The 16,326-nt window shown below is 68.4% G+C and carries 11 protein-coding genes and 1 pseudogene; 8 read left to right on the top strand and 4 right to left on the bottom strand.

Annotation, left to right across the window (positions count from 1 at the left end; genetic code table 11):
* Positions 1-178 precede the first annotated feature (178 nt).
* Positions 179-756: pseudogene (locus OHT21_RS08015) on the top strand (dihydrofolate reductase family protein).
* A 152-nt stretch (positions 757-908) separates the two neighbouring features.
* Here the strand turns inward: OHT21_RS08015 and OHT21_RS08010 are convergent.
* Positions 909-1,772 (bottom strand): helix-turn-helix domain-containing protein, encoded by an 864-nt coding sequence (locus tag OHT21_RS08010; RefSeq protein ID WP_328767556.1) that lies wholly within the window; start codon positions 1,770-1,772, stop codon positions 909-911.
* A gap of 224 nt (positions 1,773-1,996) precedes the next feature.
* On the opposite strand from OHT21_RS08010, the gene OHT21_RS08005 reads away from it, so the two are divergent.
* Positions 1,997-2,416, top strand: a complete 420-nt coding sequence (locus OHT21_RS08005; protein WP_328767555.1) for a hypothetical protein — start codon at positions 1,997-1,999, stop codon at positions 2,414-2,416.
* Between the two features lie 17 nt (positions 2,417-2,433).
* On the opposite strand, the gene OHT21_RS08000 is transcribed toward OHT21_RS08005, so the two are convergent.
* Positions 2,434-3,291, bottom strand: a complete 858-nt coding sequence (locus OHT21_RS08000) for a helix-turn-helix domain-containing protein (protein ID WP_328767554.1) — start codon at positions 3,289-3,291, stop codon at positions 2,434-2,436.
* A 217-nt stretch (positions 3,292-3,508) separates the two neighbouring features.
* Here OHT21_RS08000 and OHT21_RS07995 point away from each other — a divergent pair, with 217 nt between their 5' ends.
* The 4 genes from OHT21_RS07995 to OHT21_RS07980 all read left to right on the top strand — a co-directional run bounded on the left by OHT21_RS07995 (position 3,509) and on the right by OHT21_RS07980 (position 7,381).
* Positions 3,509-3,814, top strand: a complete 306-nt coding sequence (locus OHT21_RS07995) for a 4a-hydroxytetrahydrobiopterin dehydratase (RefSeq protein ID WP_328767553.1) — start codon at positions 3,509-3,511, stop codon at positions 3,812-3,814.
* A complete protein-coding gene (locus tag OHT21_RS07990; protein ID WP_328767552.1) occupies positions 3,811-4,635 on the top strand; it encodes a class I SAM-dependent methyltransferase in 825 nt (274 codons plus the stop codon). Before OHT21_RS07995 ends, OHT21_RS07990 begins: the two co-directional genes overlap by 4 nt.
* A gap of 103 nt (positions 4,636-4,738) precedes the next feature.
* A complete protein-coding gene (locus OHT21_RS07985) occupies positions 4,739-6,595 on the top strand; it encodes a rhamnogalacturonan lyase (protein WP_328767551.1) in 1,857 nt (618 codons plus the stop codon).
* Between the two features lie 171 nt (positions 6,596-6,766).
* Positions 6,767-7,381 (top strand): dihydrofolate reductase family protein, encoded by a 615-nt coding sequence (locus tag OHT21_RS07980; RefSeq protein WP_328767550.1) that lies wholly within the window; start codon positions 6,767-6,769, stop codon positions 7,379-7,381.
* Positions 7,382-7,465: 84 nt separating this feature from the next.
* Here OHT21_RS07980 and OHT21_RS07975 read toward each other — a convergent pair whose 3' ends face one another.
* Positions 7,466-9,694, bottom strand: coding sequence for a xyloglucanase (locus OHT21_RS07975; RefSeq protein ID WP_328767549.1), 2,229 nt, complete (start codon positions 9,692-9,694; stop codon positions 7,466-7,468).
* Positions 9,695-9,935: 241 nt separating this feature from the next.
* Positions 9,936-12,848 carry a glycoside hydrolase family 48 protein gene (locus OHT21_RS07970; protein WP_328767548.1) on the bottom strand — a complete coding sequence of 971 codons (2,913 nt, stop codon included), beginning with the start codon at positions 12,846-12,848 and terminating at the stop codon, positions 9,936-9,938.
* A gap of 277 nt (positions 12,849-13,125) precedes the next feature.
* Here OHT21_RS07970 and OHT21_RS07965 point away from each other — a divergent pair, with 277 nt between their 5' ends.
* A complete protein-coding gene (locus OHT21_RS07965) occupies positions 13,126-14,304 on the top strand; it encodes a glycoside hydrolase family 5 protein (protein ID WP_328767547.1) in 1,179 nt (392 codons plus the stop codon).
* 13 nt (positions 14,305-14,317) lie between these two features.
* The gene (locus OHT21_RS07960; RefSeq protein WP_328767546.1) at positions 14,318-16,024 is read left to right on the top strand and encodes a glycoside hydrolase family 6 protein; all 1,707 of its coding nucleotides are present in this window, start codon (positions 14,318-14,320) and stop codon (positions 16,022-16,024) included.
* Positions 16,025-16,326: the final 302 nt, after the last annotated feature.

Below are 16,326 nucleotides of genomic sequence, written 5' to 3'. Positions count from 1 at the left end.
GACGAAGCGGTTGTAGCGGGGCACTCCGTGAGATGGCGATGGCGTGCCCCGACGCGGCGCTCCACTCCCCGGCCCCATCCGGAGCGGCCGGACCCCACGAACCCAAGAGCGATGAGTTTCGCCGTGGCTCCCGGTCTGTATCTCCGACATGCGATCAACCGCACTCGAGGAGAACATCATGACCGCCACCTACACCTTCGACGTCTTTTCCAGTCTCGACGGCTACGGCTCCGCCGGCGGCAACTGGACCGGCTACTGGGGCAAGCAAGGCCCCGAACTCCTCGACCACCGCCTCGCCCTGTACCGCGAGGAGCAGCGAATGGTCTTCGGAGCCAACACCTACCGGGCGTTCGCGGAGATGCTGGCTCGAGCACCGAGGAGTCCGAGGTACGTGACCCCTGGGTCACCCGGATGAGAAGCCTCCCGGCAACGGTGGTGTCGTCCACACTGACAGAACCCCTCGACTGGCCGGATGCGAACGTTATGAGCGGCGATGCCGTCGACGTCGTCGCCCGGCTCAAGGAGGAGTCCGAGGTGCCGTTGCGCTCGCACGGCAGCCTGGCGATGAACCGGGCGCTGATGGCCGCAGGTCTCGTCGACCGCGTCCAGGTGACACTCTTCCCCGTCATCACCGGTCAGACCGGGGCGGCCCCGATCTTCCAGGGCGCGGCCGACTTCGACCTCGAACTGCTCGAGCACCGGACACTCGACGGCCACATCCAAGAACTCATTTACCGGCCCACCCTGCATACCTGATCGCTCGGCGAGCCGGCCGTGATGGGCCAATGCCCGCAGTGCGGGGGAGCGCCGAGCATCACCGCGACGACCTGCGCCGCTGAGGCCGTAGAGGCCCGTCGCGTGCTGCACCTTGGCGCATGGCGGGAGCCGGAGCGTCCAGCCCTGCCGCCTCAGAAGTCGTCCCGCCGCTTCTCGATCAGCTGTCGCGTCCGCTGGGCCGTGGCCGCGCGCGTCGTCATGTGGTCGAGTACCTCGAGGTGTGCGGCGACCTCCCGGCGCGAGTCGAGGTAGAGCGCGCCGGTCAGATACTCGCTGTAGACCATGTCGGGCAGCTCCGGTTCCGCGAAGCGGAACAGTGTGAAGGGCGCGTACGTCCCTGGATGCGGCCCGCGTGCGAACTCGGCGATCTGCAAGGTGATGTGGTCGTTCTCGGTGAGGGCCAGAAGCCGTTCCAGTTGCTCGCGCATCACCTCGCCCCGCATGCACACCGGCCGCAGCAGGACGGTTTCGTCCATGATCACCCACAGTCGGGGCGGATGCTCGCGGGTCAGCAGTTTCTGCCGCTCCAGCCGCAACGACACATGCCGTTCGACATCACTGGGCCGGGTCTGCCCCACCGTTCCCGCCTCCAGGACGGCACGCGCGTACTCCTCGGTCTGTAGCAGCCCCGGCACGAAGTGCGGCTCGTACGACCGGATCAGTGAGGCCGCGCCCTCCAGGCTCACATGCAGGCTGAACCAGTCCGGCAGTACGTCGTGGAAGCGTTGCCACCAGCCGGGCTGATTCGCCTCCTCGGCCAGCGCGACGAAGGCCGCGATCTCGTCGTCGGGCACGCCGTACGTGGACAGCAGCACCTGTGCGTACGGGATCTTCAGCGCGACCTCGGCCATCTCCATCCGCCGGATGGTCGCTGCCGTGACCCGCAGAATCTGGGCCGCTTCGTCCCGCCGCAGCCCGCACGACTCGCGCAGTTCCTGAAGTCTTCTTCCCAACACCACCTGACCGACGGTCGGCGCCGGACGCCGTTCACTCACGCCACGCCTCCCCACGCGCCGAGCAACGCAAGAAGTCTGCCACGTCGGCGGGAAACCAACACGGGATCGGGGGCACCTGATTACCGCGCGCATTACCTCGCACGTAATCGACCACGGCCCACACCGCCACGCATGGTGGGCGTACTGGTTCCCGGGCCGGCGCACTCCGGCCCGGGAGCCGGGTCCCACCACCCCTTCCCGACCTCGACGGAGGCTGATCCGCCATGTCCGCAACCCAGCTCGCCGCCCTGGCCCGCACGCCCGAACCGCACACCATGCTGCGCCGCTTCCTGGCCTTGGACGCGGCGGGAACCGGCGCGAACGGCATCGCCTACGTCGTAGCGTCCGGCCCCATGGGCCGACTGCTCGGCATCGACTCCGGCCTGCTGCTCACCCTCGGCCTGTTCCTCACGGCGTACGCGGCGGGCGTCGGCCTCCTGGCCTCGCGCCCACAGCCGCCGACCCTCCCAGTCCGAGCGGTGATCGAGCTCAACCTCGCCTGGACGACCCTGAGTTTCCTCGCACTCGCCGTGTGGCTGTCGCCGACCACCACGGGGGCGGTGTACATCCCGGTACAGGCGCTGGTCGTGGCGGGGTTCGCGGGATTGCAGTACGCGGCACTGCGAGCCGTGCAGAGGCGCTGACTGGGGATGACTGGGCGTCAGGACATCAGTGACTGAAGGTACTTGCCCGTCGCCGGGTCGGCCGGGAGCAGTGTCTCTATGGCCAACTCGGCGACCGTCACGTCCATGGGGGTGTTGAAGGTTGAGATGGACGAGATGAAGGACAGTACGCGGCCGTCGTGCTCGATCTGCATCGGCAGGGCGAAGGCGAACGGTTCCCCGGGCCCCTCGCCGTGCTCCGGGGAGGGGTCTGCCTCCGGGGAGGGGTGTGGATACGCCGCCACCTCCTCGTACAGCGTGCGCAGTGCGTCCGAGCGGCGTAGGGCGATGTCCCGTTCCATCTGGGCCAGGAGGTGGCCGCGCCATGCGCGCAGGTTGCGGATTCTCGGTGCCAGGCCCTCCGGGTGCAGGGTCAGCCGTAGGGCGTTCAGCGGAGGGGTGAGCAGGTGCTCGGGGAGGTCGTTGAACAGCAGCGTGATGCCCTGGTTGGCGGCGACCACGTTGTATGTGGCGTCCACGACGAAGGCCGGGTAGGGCTCGTAGCCCTGGATCAGCCGTTCCAGGCCCTCTCGCAGTGCGTCCATGGCCGGGTTGTCGAGCGGGGTTTCCGGGTAGTGGGGTGCGTAACCGGCGGCCAGGAGAAGGGAGTTGCGCTCTCGTACGGGGATGTCCAGGTGCTCGGCCAGGCGCAGCACCATTTCCTCGCTCGGGCGGGAGCGGCCCGTTTCGATGAAGCTGATGTGCCGTGCTGAGGAACCGGCACGCAGCGCCAGCTCCAGCTGGCTCACGCGGCGCTGTTCGCGCCAGCCGCGCAACAGGGGCCCGATTCCACGGTCGGCCGAAGCGGAGGCGGAGGCGGATGCGGATGCCGAGGCAGTGGTCGGGGCAGTGGCCATGCGACGACCGTAGCCGAGGACCGGTCCCGGGCGGCCACCGGAGTGACGTGAGAGGAGGGGGAGGTGAGTCGGGCAGGACGCCGCCCGTACCCGCTCCCGCGCGGCCGGATCCACCCGCCGACCGCCCCGCGTGCACCCCCTGACCAGGCCCGGAACAGGCTGCCTGTGGCACGCTGAGAGAACCGGACGTTACGGGACGACGGAACGGAGCACAGCCATGCCCCTCGAACCGCTCTCGCAGAAGGACATCGAGGAACGGCTCGCCGAGTTGCCGGGCTGGTCGCTCGACGGGGACCGGATCGCCCGCTCCTACCGGCTCGGCTCGCACTTCGCGGCGGCCGCGCTGGTCGTGCACATCGCGCAGGTGCAGGACGAGCTGGACCACCACTCCGACCTCACCCTCGGCTACCACTCCGTCTCGCTCACCGTGAACACGCACAGCGTGGGCGGCGCGGTCACCGAGAAGGACATCGAGCTGGCGCGCCGGGTCGAGGAGCTCGCCTCCGGGCACGGTGCACGTTGAGCACGCTGGTATTCGACTACAACGAGGAGGCCGAGCGATACGACGCGCTCCGTGGCGGCGAGCCCCGTGCCGCCGAGGCCGCGAGCGCCGTACTCGGACTGCTCCCCGAGGGCACCCGCACCCTGCTCGACCTCGCCTGCGGCACCGGCACGGTGACCCGGCGCCTGGCGGCGGCAGGCCTCGACGTGACGGGAGTGGACGCCGCGTACGGAATGCTGAGCCGGGCCGCCGCCCAGGTGCCCGGCCGCCTCGTACGCGCCGACTGCCGCCAACTCCCTTTCCCCGACGCCTCGTTCGACGCCGTCTCGGCGATCTGGCTGCTGCATCTGCTGGACGACGCGGCCCTCGTGGTAGCCGAGGCGGCCCGTGTGCTGCGGCCGGGTGGCGTCTTCGTCACCACCGTCGACAAGGCCGCCGCCCACGACGTGCGCAGCGATATCGACGCCGTCATGGCCCCCCGCCCCCGCCGCGCCGCCCGCGACGAGGTCGCCCTGGTGGCGCGCTTCGCCACCGACAGCGGCCTGATCCCGGCGGCCCGCTCGAGCTTCCGAGGCCGCGGCCAGGGCCGCACCCCTGCCCAGGCAGCCGCCGACGTACGCCGCGGCTGGTACACCCTCCTCCGCCCCGGCGCCCCCCTCACCGAACAACTCGCCTCCCGCTTGGAGGAACTCCCGGACCAGCATGTCCCGCGCCCGGAACCGGAGTTCAAGCTCCGCTCGTTCCGGAAGCCGAAGCCGAAGCCGAAGCCGAAGCCGAAGCCGAAGCCGAAGCCGAAGCCGAAGCCGAAGCCGAAGCCGAAGCCGAAGCCGCGCGAGGCCTGAAGCACCGGCTGCCGTACCCGGCTGACATAGGCGGCAACTCCCGTACCCCTGGCGGCGACTGAGGAGTGGAACCCCTCTGCCCCCACCCAGGAGGTACGTCACCGTGCGGCACCCGCATCGCAGACGCAAGAAGCTCCGACTGCTGCTCGCCACCCTCGTCACCGGGACCCTGGCCGCCACCGGGATCACCGCGTTCAACGTGACGTCGGCCGAGGCCGCGGTCGCCCGGCAGGTCGAAGGACTCGACCGGGGCGTCGTCAGCGTCCACACCGGCAGCGGCAACCTGGTCAGCTGGCGCTGGCTGGCCACCGACCCGGGCAACGTGTCGTTCAACGTCTACCGGGGCGACACGAAGGTCAACTCGTCCCCGATCACCGGCTCCACGAACTACTTCCACTCCGGCGCCCCCAACTCCGCCGACTACCGGGTCCGCGCAATCGTGGACGGTGTCGAGCAGGGCTTCTCGGAGCACGCCATCCAGTTCCGCAGCGGATACAAGGACGTGCCGATCACGCCCCCGGCGGGCGGCTCCGGCTACACCTACGAGGCCAACGACGCCTCCGTCGGCGACCTCGACGGCGACGGCGCCCTCGACTTCGTACTGAAGTGGCAGCCGACCAACGCCAAGGACAACTCGCAGTCCGGCGTCACCGGCAACACCATCGTCGACGGCATCAAGATGGACGGCACCCGCCTGTGGCGCATCGACCTGGGCCGTAACATCCGCTCGGGCGCGCACTACACGCAGTTCCAGGTGTACGACTACGACGGTGACGGCAAGGCCGAAGTCGCCATGAAGACCGCGGACGGCACACGGGACGGCACCGGCGCGGTGATCGGCAGCGCGTCCACCGACCACCGCAACTCCGGCGGGTACGTGCTGTCCGGGCCCGAGTTCCTGACCATGTTCAACGGGCAGACCGGCAAGGCGATGCAGACGGTCGACTACGTTCCGGCGCGCGGCAACGTCGCCTCGTGGGGCGACTCGTACGGCAACCGCGTCGACCGCTTCCTCGCCGGCACGGCCTACCTGGACGGCGAGCGGCCCTCGCTGATCATGGCCCGCGGCTACTACACGCGCTCGGTGATCGCGGCCTGGGACTGGCGCAACGGCCAGTTCACGCGCCGCTGGACCTTCGACACCAACTCCTCGACCAACACCGGCAAGGGTTACGACGGTCAGGGGAACCACAGCCTGTCCATCGCGGACGTGGACGGCGACGGCAAGGACGAGATCGTGTACGGCGCGATGACCGTGGACGACAACGGGCACGGCCTGTGGACGACCAAGCTCGGCCACGGGGACGCCGGTCATGTCGGCGACCTCAACCCGTCCCGCTCGGGACTCGAGTACTTCAAGGTGTCCGAGGACAGCTCCAAGCCCGGTTCCTGGATGGCCGACGCGCGCACCGGACAGATCCTGTGGCAGACCGCCTCCGGCTCCGACAACGGCCGCGGTGTCTCCGCCGACATCCACGCGGGTTCGGCCGGTGCCGAGTCCTGGTCCGCCGCCGACACCACGCTCCGCTCGGCCGGCGGCTCCTCGCTCGGCCGCGAGCCGTCCAGCATCAACTTCGTGAACTGGTGGGACGGCGACACCACCCGCGAACTCCTCGACGGCACCCGCATCGACAAATACGGCACCAGCGGTGACACCCGGCTGCTGACCGGAGCCTCCGTCGCCTCCAACAACGGCACCAAGGCGACTCCGGCGCTCTCCGGCGACATCCTCGGCGACTGGCGCGAGGAGGTCGTCTGGCGCACCGCGGACAACCGGGCGTTGCGTATCTACTCGACCCCGCACCAGACCAGCACGAAGATCACCACCTTGCTGCACGACCCGATGTACCGCGTCGCGCTTGCATGGCAGAACACCGCCTACAACCAGCCGCCGCACCCCAGCTTCCACATCGGCAGCGGCATGGCGACGGCTCCTCGCCCGACCGTCTACGCACCCTGAGCGCCCGGCACACCTGAGGCATCGGAGGGGTCCCGCGTCCGTCGCGGGGCCCCTTCCGTATTGCCGGGATTTCCACCACGTCGTACTGGCACGCTGAGCACCGATGAGTTCACCCGGCTCCCACGGTCTACAGAGACAACTTCACTAAGCAGCTCTTCGGAAGGAATCACCATGAGGAAGATCACCGCAGGCCTGTTCATCTCGCTCGACGGCGTCGTAGAAGCCCCCGACCAGTGGCACTTCCCGTACTTCGACGACGACATGGGGGCCGCCGTCGGCTCGCTGTTCGACGGGGTCGACACCATCCTGTTCGGTCGCAAGACGTACGACAGCTTCGCGGGGGCGTGGCCCGAGCGTGAGGCGGAGGGCGGGGAGGACGCCGGTTTCGCGAAGATCCTCGGTGACGTACGCAAGATCGTGGCCTCGCATCAGAAGCTCGAGTTCACCTGGCGGAACTCCGAGCAGCTCCAGGGCGACCTCATCGAAACCGTCACCGCGCTGAAGAACGAGCCAGGCGGGGGCATCTCCCTGAGCGGCTCGATCTCCGTCGTACGCCAACTGCTGGCCGCCGGCCTCCTGGACGAGCTGCACCTACTGGTCCACCCCATCGCCGTACGCCACGGAATGCGCCTCTTCGACGAGTCCGACACCACGATCCCGCTGCGCCTGCTCTCCTCGAAGACCTTCGGGTCGGGCGTACTGCACCTGGTTTACACCCGGGCCGAGGCCACCGGCGACGCCGGATACGAGGAGGCCAAGGCCCACCTGTCCCAGTCCGCGGAGTAGCGAGGGCTGCCGGTTCACCGCCCGGCCCGGCCCGCGCACACCGCGCGGGCCGGGCCGGGCCGGGCCGGGGCATCTACGCGGCCACTATCCCGCCGTGTCCCCGTATATGACCCCGCGCCCGTTCGTCGACACGTACACCCGCCCATACACCCGCGGATCCCCGGTGATGGCCGCACCCGTCCAACCCCACTGATGCGCGTCGTCGTTGATGCGCGTCCAGGTCGCACCCTGGTCCGTGGAGCGGAAGATGCCGCGTATGCCGCCGATCTTGGCGCTGGTGTAGAGGGTCTGGTACGAGGCGCCGGGCGCGGCTTTGCCGAAGCCGATGGTGTCGGCCTGCTCGACCCCGGACAGCTTGGTGAAGCTCGCGCCGCCGTCCGTCGAGTGCCACAGCCCGTACGCGCCGTCGCTCGCACCGCCCGCCAGCCAGATGTCGCCCTTCGTGCCGGGCAGCGCCTTGAAGCGCACACTGTCCCCGCTCGGCAGACCGGTCGCGGCCGATGCCGTGAAGGTGGCGCCGCCGTCCGAACTGACGTAGAACTTCCCGGACTTGAAGCCGTAGAAGGTCCGCGGATCGACCCGGTCGGACTCCACGATCGCGCCCGCCGGCATCCCGCTCGACGCGGACCATGATGAGCCGAACCCGGTCGCGTAGTGCATGCCCGCGCCCTCCGGGCTCCATACGAAGCGGCTGCCGTCGGAGGCCGCGGCGACCGTTCCGCCGCCCGAGACGCCCGAAGGGTCCGTCCCCGCGAACCAGTTGGCGCCGTTGTCGGTGGAGAAGGCGATATGCGGCCCCGAGTCGAGATTCCCGGATCGCACCACGATCCCGGGGTTCGACTCGGCGAAGTCGAGACTCGTGGTCGTGGTGAAGTTCGGTGAAGTGAACATCATCGACGGGACTTTGGTGAGATCCGTATGCCGGAAGCCGCCGATGTCACCGAGTGCGCTGAGGAGTTGGGCTCCGCCGGACGGGGGAGCGGCGAGGTCGTTGACGGCCGTCTCCTCCAGGCCCCGCACCATCGGCTTGATGGTGAACTGACCCCCGCTGTCCCACTTGCCGAGGTCCTCGGTGCCGTAGATCGTGGCGCCCGTCCCGTACATCATCCGGTCCGGGTTGAACGGGTCGATCTCCAACGCCTCGGTCATCCAGCCGAGTTTGGGGGTCTGCTCGGGCGGCGAGGGGTTCGCGCCCCAGGTCAGCCAGGGCGAGGACGAGACGTCCATGGTGTAGCGGTTCGAGCGGTTGGGATACGACGTGTAGTCCCAGGCCTTCGTCCAGGTGCCGCCGCTGTCCGTGGAGCGGAAGATCTGGGTGTCCGGCCACCAGGAGCTGTACGCGGTCGCCATCACCGTGCCCGGGTTCTGCCGGTCCACGGTCAGCCCGCTGAAGCCGTAGTACGTGTCGGCCTCGGCCACCGGGCTGATGTTCGTCCAGGTCCCGGACCCGGTCGCGTACCGCCACAGCTGTCCCTTGCCGCCGTCGTACGGGCCGCCCTTGTCGCTGTACGCGAGATAGAGGTGGCCGTTCTCGGCGTCCAGCACGCCCTTGTGGGCCAGGTATCCGGTGGGCTGGCCGGGCAGCCGGGACCAGGTGGCGCCCGCGTCGGTCGAGCGATAGACCGCGTTCTCCTTGTCGGCGACCCCGACATAGATCGTCTGCGTGGCGTTCGTACCGTTGCCCGTCGACTCGTCGAAGGTGACCCAGACGATGCCCTGGTTGTCGGAGGCGTAGCCGCTGGTGTCGCTCGGGTCCTGCACGTAGTTGCCGACGTTGGGGAAGTTCGTCACCTGCGACCAGGAGGCGCCCGAGTCCGTGGACCGCCACAGGCCCTTGCCGCTCGGGGCGCCCAGATACAGCACGCTGTTCTTGTGCGGGTCCACCGCGAGCCGCTCGCCCATGCCACGGCCGGGCATGTTGCCGCCGAGCTTGAACGGCAGGTCGGTCTTCTGCCAGCTCGCGCCCCGGTCGGCGGACCTGAGCACGGCACCGTTCTTCGGGTCCCAGCTGTTCGTGTACGTACCGACCGCCGCGTACACCTTGTCCGGGTCGACCGAGTCCGAGGCGAGGCTGACGACGCCGGTGTGGCCCCAGTCGTCCCAGCCGATGGAGTCGAGCAGTGGGATCCAGGTCTTCGAGGACTCCTGCCAGCGGTAGGCGCCGCCGATGTCGGTGCGGGCGTACGCGAGGTTCTTCTCGCTCCGGTTGAAGACGATGCCGGGCACGAAGCCGCCGCCGTCGATCCGGGCGTTCTTCCAGGTGTACGGGTCGGCGGCGACGTTCACCGGCCTTTCGACCGGCTCGGCCGCCATCGCGGACGGACTGCCCGCGAGGAGACCGGCCGCGAGCGCGAGTACGGCCGTGAGAACGCGGCCCCTTCTGGCGGTTCTTCCGATTCTTTCGGTTTTTCCGGTTCTTCGCACGGTGGGGGTCCTCTCCTGGAGCGGGGGGTGGAGGAAAGGCGCGGCGGAGCCGGGCGGACCCCTAGGAGGAGAAGGGGTCCGCCCGGCCGTGGGCCCCATCGGTAGGGCCCTGTACACGGAGCGACGGGGGCTATTCGAGGAGCTCCGCGTACGAGCCCATGGCGAGCGCTATGTCCGCCTGGGCCCAGAACCGGTGGTACGTGAACGTGGGCGCGGCGCCGCCCGCGAGATAGCTCTCGATCTTCGACCACGCCGGGTCGTCTTCGTAGAAGGAGCGGATGGAGTCGAAGGTGGAGGAGGAGTTGATCGGGTCGCCGTTCGGCATCGTGCCGGTCCAGCCGCTGGGGATGTACACGGCGTCGTCGAAGCGGTTGTAGTCGGCGCGGGTCTCCGGGACCGCGACGCCCAGCGCGTCCTGGTTGTTCGCCCACATGCCGTCGAGCAGCGCCTTCGCGGTCGACGCGGCCTCGGTGTCCCCGGACTTGTCGGCGTAGTACGTCAGGGTCTTGGCGTACGCGGCGGCCACCCCGACATCGTTCGTGTAGTCGGCGACGGTGACATGAAGTCCGCTGTTGGAACCGGGACTTGACGCGTTCCAGGTGTCGGGCGCACCCGACCACTGGAGCGTGTTGGGGATCCGGAAGCTGCCGTCCGGGTTGATCGTCGTCTTGGACAGCGCCCAGTCGACCCACTTGTCGAGCACGACCTTGGCGTCCGCGTCACCCGTCTGCTGGTAGTACTCGGCGACCCGCTCCATGGACCACGCCTGGAAGCCGAACCACTGGTTGGACGGCGGGTCGTGGTACACCGGCTTCTCGTCGTAGTACATGCCGTAGAAGGTCGGGGTTCCGGCCGGCGGGGTCGCGTAGTGGCCCTTCCAGCTGTTGGTGGCACCGCCCGCGATGGCGCCCTCGTTCGACTGGAGCCAGCGGTAGAACTCCAGCTGCCGGTCGAGCGACTTGGCCCAATCCGCTTGCCCGGTGGCTGACTTGGGCTTCAGATCGGCGTACGAGCTGAGTGCGTACGCGGCCAGGGGGTTCTGGTAGCCGCCGTGGGCGTGGCTGGAGCCGATGCGCCAGGACCAACCGGCCGAGGTGTCGGTGGCGCCGCCCCACGAGTAGTACCAGTTGAGCAGGTAGTGCGAGGAGTCCTTGCCGGTGCCGGGTGAACAGGTCGACGGGCCCACGCAGTTGCCGATTTTCTTGAAGTACTTGTCGTACATGGCGTAGCGCAGATAGTCGCCCATCTTCGCGGCCTTGCCGAGCGTCGCCGAGACCTCGGAGCCCTTGCCCTGCTCCTCGGCCCAGATGTCGGCCCAGTACGCGGCCTGCACGGCACGAGCGTCGGCGTCCGGCGCGTTGGTGAACTTCCACTGCTTCGCATAGGAGGCGTCACCGGTGAACAGGTCCAAGTACCCGTTCTTTCCGCCGTACTTGAAGGCGTCACAGGTCGGCTGCGGCACCGTCTCCCACACCGACTCCTGCGAACCGCGCTGGAAGGTGTTGATGTACGAAGGTCCGGTGTCGCTCGGGCCCGCCTGGCACTTGCCCGGCGAGTTGCCGTAGCCGTAGACGTTGTCGACGTCCTGCAGCCAGTGCATGCCGTAGATGTCGTCCGTGCCGTACGCGCTCTTCAGCTCAGAGGCGATCGGGTCCTGGCCGACCGAGACCCCGGGGTCGAGCTTCGCCGGGTACTCGCTGGGGGAGTCCAGCTCGGGCGCGTATGTGGCGGGCTTGGAGGCGTTGTAGAAGGAGTTCGTCGGCTGGTCCGCCTTTGTGGGGATCATGAACTTCTCCATGGTCTCCCACGCGGCGTTGAACCTGGTCCAGTCGCCGGTGACCTTGCCGTACATGGCCTGCAGCCAGATCAGATAGCTGTACGCCTCCGACGTCGTCTCATGGCCGTGGTCCGGCGCCTCGACGATCAGCGTCTCGACCGAGTGGTACGGGATGCCCTCGGGGGAGAAGTAGCCGTTCGCCGGGTCGGTGATCTTGCCGTAGAGCTCCAGGAAGCGCTCGTCGTACGCCTTGGTCGCGGCGAGCTGGGTGGCGGTGACCGTGGCCTTGGCATGCCCGGTGGCCGTCGACTCGAACGTCGCCGAGCCGGTACCCGAGTTGGCGGCGGTGATGGTCACCTTCTGGGCCGTGTTCCAGTTCGACGGCGTGAAGGTGAGCGATGATCCGCCGGTGACCGACAGGCCCGTATTGCCGTCCGTACGGGCGGTGGAGACCGTCACGTTCGCGCTCGGCTGCGTCGACAGCTTCACGTCGAACGTGCCCGCCTTGCCCTGCCGGACGCCTAGTTGGGCCGGGGACGCCACCACGGCGGGACCCGAGGCGACAGTGATGCCGACCGGGGTGGAGTCCGCCGAGGCGCCCAGGCTGTCGTACGCCTTCGCCACCAGCGAATGACTGCCGACAGCAAGGGAGTTGACGGAGAGCGTGTACGGCGACGTGGTGTCCGTACCGAGCAGCTTCGTGTCGTCGTAGAACTCGACCTTGCTGATCGTCGCGTCATCGGCCGCCGCGGCGGTGGCGGCCAGCGGGACCTCGTCGCCCTGCGTGTAGACGGCGCCCGCGGCCGGGCTGGTCAGCACGGTGATCGGCGGCTGGTGCGCGCCGGCGCAACGGGTGCCGTTCACAGTGAAATTGGTCGGCGCGGCGTTGGTGCCGCTGTATGTGAACTGCGCGCCGGTGGTGACGGCGGCTCCGGAGGCGATCTTCGCGTTGAAGGAGGCGCTCTTCACCGTGATGGTCTTTCCGGCCTGGGACCAGGTGCCGCTCCACCCGTTGCCGAGCTTCTGGTTGCCCGTGTAGTCGTACGTCAGCGTCCAGTCGTCGATGGCCTCCGAGCCGCGGTTGGTGAGGGTCAGCTCCGCGGTGAAACCGGAGCCCCAGTCATTGGTCTTGTAGTCCACGCTGCACTGAACTGCCGCTGCTTGAGCGGGAGTTGATCCTGTAGCCAGCGTGGTGAGGGGGAGTGCGAAGGCCGCCACGACAGCGGTCCACAATCGCCGCGCACGGCGTCTCTGTCTGCCTGCCATGTCCTGGTTCCTCTCCTTGCGGCTCGGAGATGTGGGGGCGGAGCAACAAGCCTTGAACCAGTGGGAGCGCTCCCAGCTTGGGGATGGGGGTGTCAAGGGTCAAGCCGCTTGAAGAGTCGAAAAGATTCGACCCGTACATCTGTAGGAAACATGTCAACTCCTTGGTTACTCCTCTGTTCTTTACCATCACTTGGCGCTACCTTCTTCCGCACCAGTGGGAGCGATTCCATCAGTCGACGCGGTCGTGACGACGCGTCAGAGCTGTGAGGAGTCGCTCATGCGACACCCCCCGCGTTTAGGTCTTTTACTGGCCGGTGCGGCACTCGCCCTCGTGGCGGGCGCCATCGCGCCGGTCGGCACGGCTTCCGGAGCGGCGCCTGCGCATGTGGCCGCCGCCGCACCTTCGCCCGAACCCGCGGATCCGCCGGCTCCTGCTGCCGACGGCCCGCCCGTGCTGAAGGTCTCCGGCAACAAGCTCGTCGACGAGAGCGGAGCCACCCGGCGACTGCTCGGCGTCAACCGCTCCGGCGGCGAGTTCGCCTGCGTCCAGGGCTACGGCATCTGGGACGGGCCGGTGGACGACGCCTCGGTCAAGGCGATCGCCGACTGGAAGGTCAACACGGTCCGCATTCCGCTCAACGAGGAGTGCTGGCTGGGCCTGTCCAACATCAAGCCCGAGTACGCCGGCGCCAACTACATCGCCGCCGTCAAGGACCTGGTGACGAAGGTCAAGGCGCACGGCATGACGCCGATGCTCGAACTGCACTGGTCGTACGGCCAGTACACGGGCAATTCGGCAGGCTGCGCCGATGTGCACGCCAGCTGCCAGAAGCCGATGCCCAACGCGCAGTACACGCCGTCGTTCTGGGCCTCGGTGGCGAGCACCTTCAAGGACGACCCGACCGTCGTCTTCGACCTGTTCAACGAGCCGTATCCGGACCGCGCGACCTCCAACTCCGCGCAGGCGTGGACCTGTTGGCGGGACGGCGGCACGTGCCCCGGCATCGGCTACGAGGTAGCCGGGATGCAGGACCTGATCGACACGATCCGCGAAACCGGCGCCACGAACGTGATCCTGGCGGGCGGGCTCGCGTACTCGAACGACCTGAGCCAGTGGCTGACGTACCAGCCGACCGACCCGGCGGGCAATCTCGCCGCGGCCTGGCACGTCTACAACTTCAACACCTGCTCCAACGAGAGCTGCTGGGACTCCACGCTCGCCCCGGTCGCCGCCCAAGTCCCGCTTGTGGCGGGCGAGATCGGCGAGAACACCTGCGCGCACTCCTTCATCGACCGCGTCATGGCGTGGTTCGACCAGCACGACCAGTCGTACCTCGGCTGGACCTGGAACACCTGGAACTGCAACTCGGGTCCGGCACTGATCTCCCACTACGACGGCACACCGACGTCGTTCGGCATCGGGCTGCGCGATCATCTGCGCTCCCTCGACGGATAGGAACCCGCACATCATGAGTCGTACGAGAACAGCGTTACTGGCAGCGTTCGCGCTGCTCGCCTCGGGAACGGGCACCGCTGTCGCGGCGATGCCCCCGGATGCCGGCCCGGCCGCCGTCCCCTGCACCGTCGACTACAAGGTGCAGAACCAGTGGGACTCCGGCTTCACCGCCGCGGTCACGGTCACCAACCACACCGCGGCCAAGACGAGTTGGGCCGTGAAGTGGTCGTACGCCGGAAACCAGAAGATCACCAACGGCTGGAACGCCAACCTCAGCCAGAGCGGCAACGCGGTCACAGCCGCCAACGAGAGCTACAACGGGACGCTGTCCACGGGCAGTTCGATCAGCTTCGGCTTCAACGCCTCGTACAGCGGCACCAACGCGATGCCCACCACCTTCACGCTCGACGGCGTGACCTGCAACGTCGACGGTGGCGGCGGCCCTACCGATCCGCCCGACCCGACGGGTCCCAAGGTCGACAACCCGTACGCGGGTGCCAAGGTGTACGTGAACCCGCAGTGGTCCGCGAATGCGCGCGCCGAGACAGGCGGCAGCCGCATCGCCAACCAGCCCACCGGCGTGTGGCTGGACCGGATCGCCGCCATCAACGGTGCGGGCGGCAAGATGGGTCTGCGTGCCCACCTCGACGAGGCGCTGAAGCAGAAGGGCTCGGACGAGATGGTCGTCCAGCTCGTCATCTACAACCTGCCGGGGCGTGACTGCGCGGCGCTGGCGTCGAACGGTGAGCTCGGGCCGACGGAGATCGACAAGTACAAGACGCAGTACATCGACCCGATCGCGGCGATTCTCGCCGACCCGAAGTACGCCGACCTGCGCATCGTCACCACGATCGAGATCGACTCGCTGCCCAACCTCGTCACCAACGCGGGCGGCCGTCCCACGGCCACGCCCGAGTGCGACGTGATGAAGGCCAACGGCAACTACGTCAAGGGCGTCGGCTACGCCCTCAACAAGCTCGGCGACACGGAGAACGTCTACAACTACGTGGACGCCGGGCACCACGGCTGGATCGGCTGGGACGACAACTTCGGCCCGTCGGCCGATGTGTTCAAGCAGGCGGCTACCGCCGAGGGCGCCACGGTGAACGACGTCCACGGCTTCATCACCAACACCGCCAACTACAGCGCCCTGAAGGAGGACCACTTCACGATCAACGACACCGTGGCCGGGAAGTCGGTCCGTGAGTCGAAGTGGGTCGACTGGAACCGGTACGTCGACGAGCTGTCGTTCGCGCAGGCGTTCCGGGAGAAGCTGGTGTCGGTGGGCTTCGACTCGGGTGTCGGCATGCTGATCGATACGTCGCGTAATGGCTGGGGTGGGGCTTCCCGGCCCAGCGGGCCGGGCGCTATGACCAGTGTCGACACCTACGTGGACGGTGGCCGGTACGACCGTCGCCTCAACCCCGGCAACTGGTGCAACCAGTCCGGCGCCGGGCTCGGCGAGCGCCCGCAGGCCGCGCCTGCCTCCGGCATCGACGCGTATGTGTGGATGAAGCCGCCGGGGGAGTCGGACGGGGCCAGCAAGGAGATCCCGAACGACGAGGGCAAGGGGTTCGACCGGATGTGTGACCCGACGTACGAGGGCAATCCTCGGAACAACTTCAACATGTCGGGTGCGTTGCCGGACGCTCCGCTGTCGGGGCACTGGTTCTCGGCGCAGTTCCAGGAGTTGATGCGGAACGCGCATCCGGCGTTGTAGCTCCGCGTAGGCGCTCCGCTGGGGGCGCGGCTTTAAGCTGCGGGTGCGTTGTGGCTGGTCGCGCGGCCCCGCGGGGTGCCTCCGGCGGTTGGGCGGGTGCGGGTGCGTTGTGGTTGCTCGCGCAGTTCCCCGCGGGGTGCCTCCGGCGGTTGGGCGGCTGCGGCGCCGTCGTGGCTGGTCGCGCAGTTCCCCGCGCCCCTTGGGTGCGTGGTGGGTGCGGGGCCGCGGTCCGGTGCGTCAGCCCGTCGCCAACAGGGCATACGGCCCCGTGCTGACACAGGGCGCAGGTCTGCCCAGACCGA

Origin of the sequence: Streptomyces sp. NBC_00286 (assembly GCF_036173125.1) — a bacterium.
Lineage (GTDB): Bacteria > Actinomycetota > Actinomycetes > Streptomycetales > Streptomycetaceae > Streptomyces.
Note: the sequence above shows the minus strand (reverse complement) of the source record. Positions and strands in the feature narration are given on the sequence as shown.

Excerpts from the sequence above, each read along its gene's own strand:
- OHT21_RS08000 (WP_328767554.1), bottom strand. The coding sequence starts at position 3,291 with ATGGCCACTGCCCCGACCACTGCCTCGGCATCCGCATCCGCCTCCGCC.
- OHT21_RS07970 (WP_328767548.1), bottom strand. The coding sequence starts at position 12,848 with ATGGCAGGCAGACAGAGACGCCGTGCGCGGCGATTGTGGACCGCTGTC.
- OHT21_RS07995 (WP_328767553.1), top strand. The coding sequence starts at position 3,509 with ATGCCCCTCGAACCGCTCTCGCAGAAGGACATCGAGGAACGGCTCGCC.
- OHT21_RS07965 (WP_328767547.1), top strand. The coding sequence starts at position 13,126 with ATGCGACACCCCCCGCGTTTAGGTCTTTTACTGGCCGGTGCGGCACTC.
- OHT21_RS07980 (WP_328767550.1), top strand. The coding sequence starts at position 6,767 with ATGAGGAAGATCACCGCAGGCCTGTTCATCTCGCTCGACGGCGTCGTA.
- OHT21_RS07975 (WP_328767549.1), bottom strand. The coding sequence starts at position 9,694 with ATGGCGGCCGAGCCGGTCGAAAGGCCGGTGAACGTCGCCGCCGACCCG.
- OHT21_RS07960 (WP_328767546.1), top strand. The coding sequence starts at position 14,318 with ATGAGTCGTACGAGAACAGCGTTACTGGCAGCGTTCGCGCTGCTCGCC.
- OHT21_RS08005 (WP_328767555.1), top strand. The coding sequence starts at position 1,997 with ATGTCCGCAACCCAGCTCGCCGCCCTGGCCCGCACGCCCGAACCGCAC.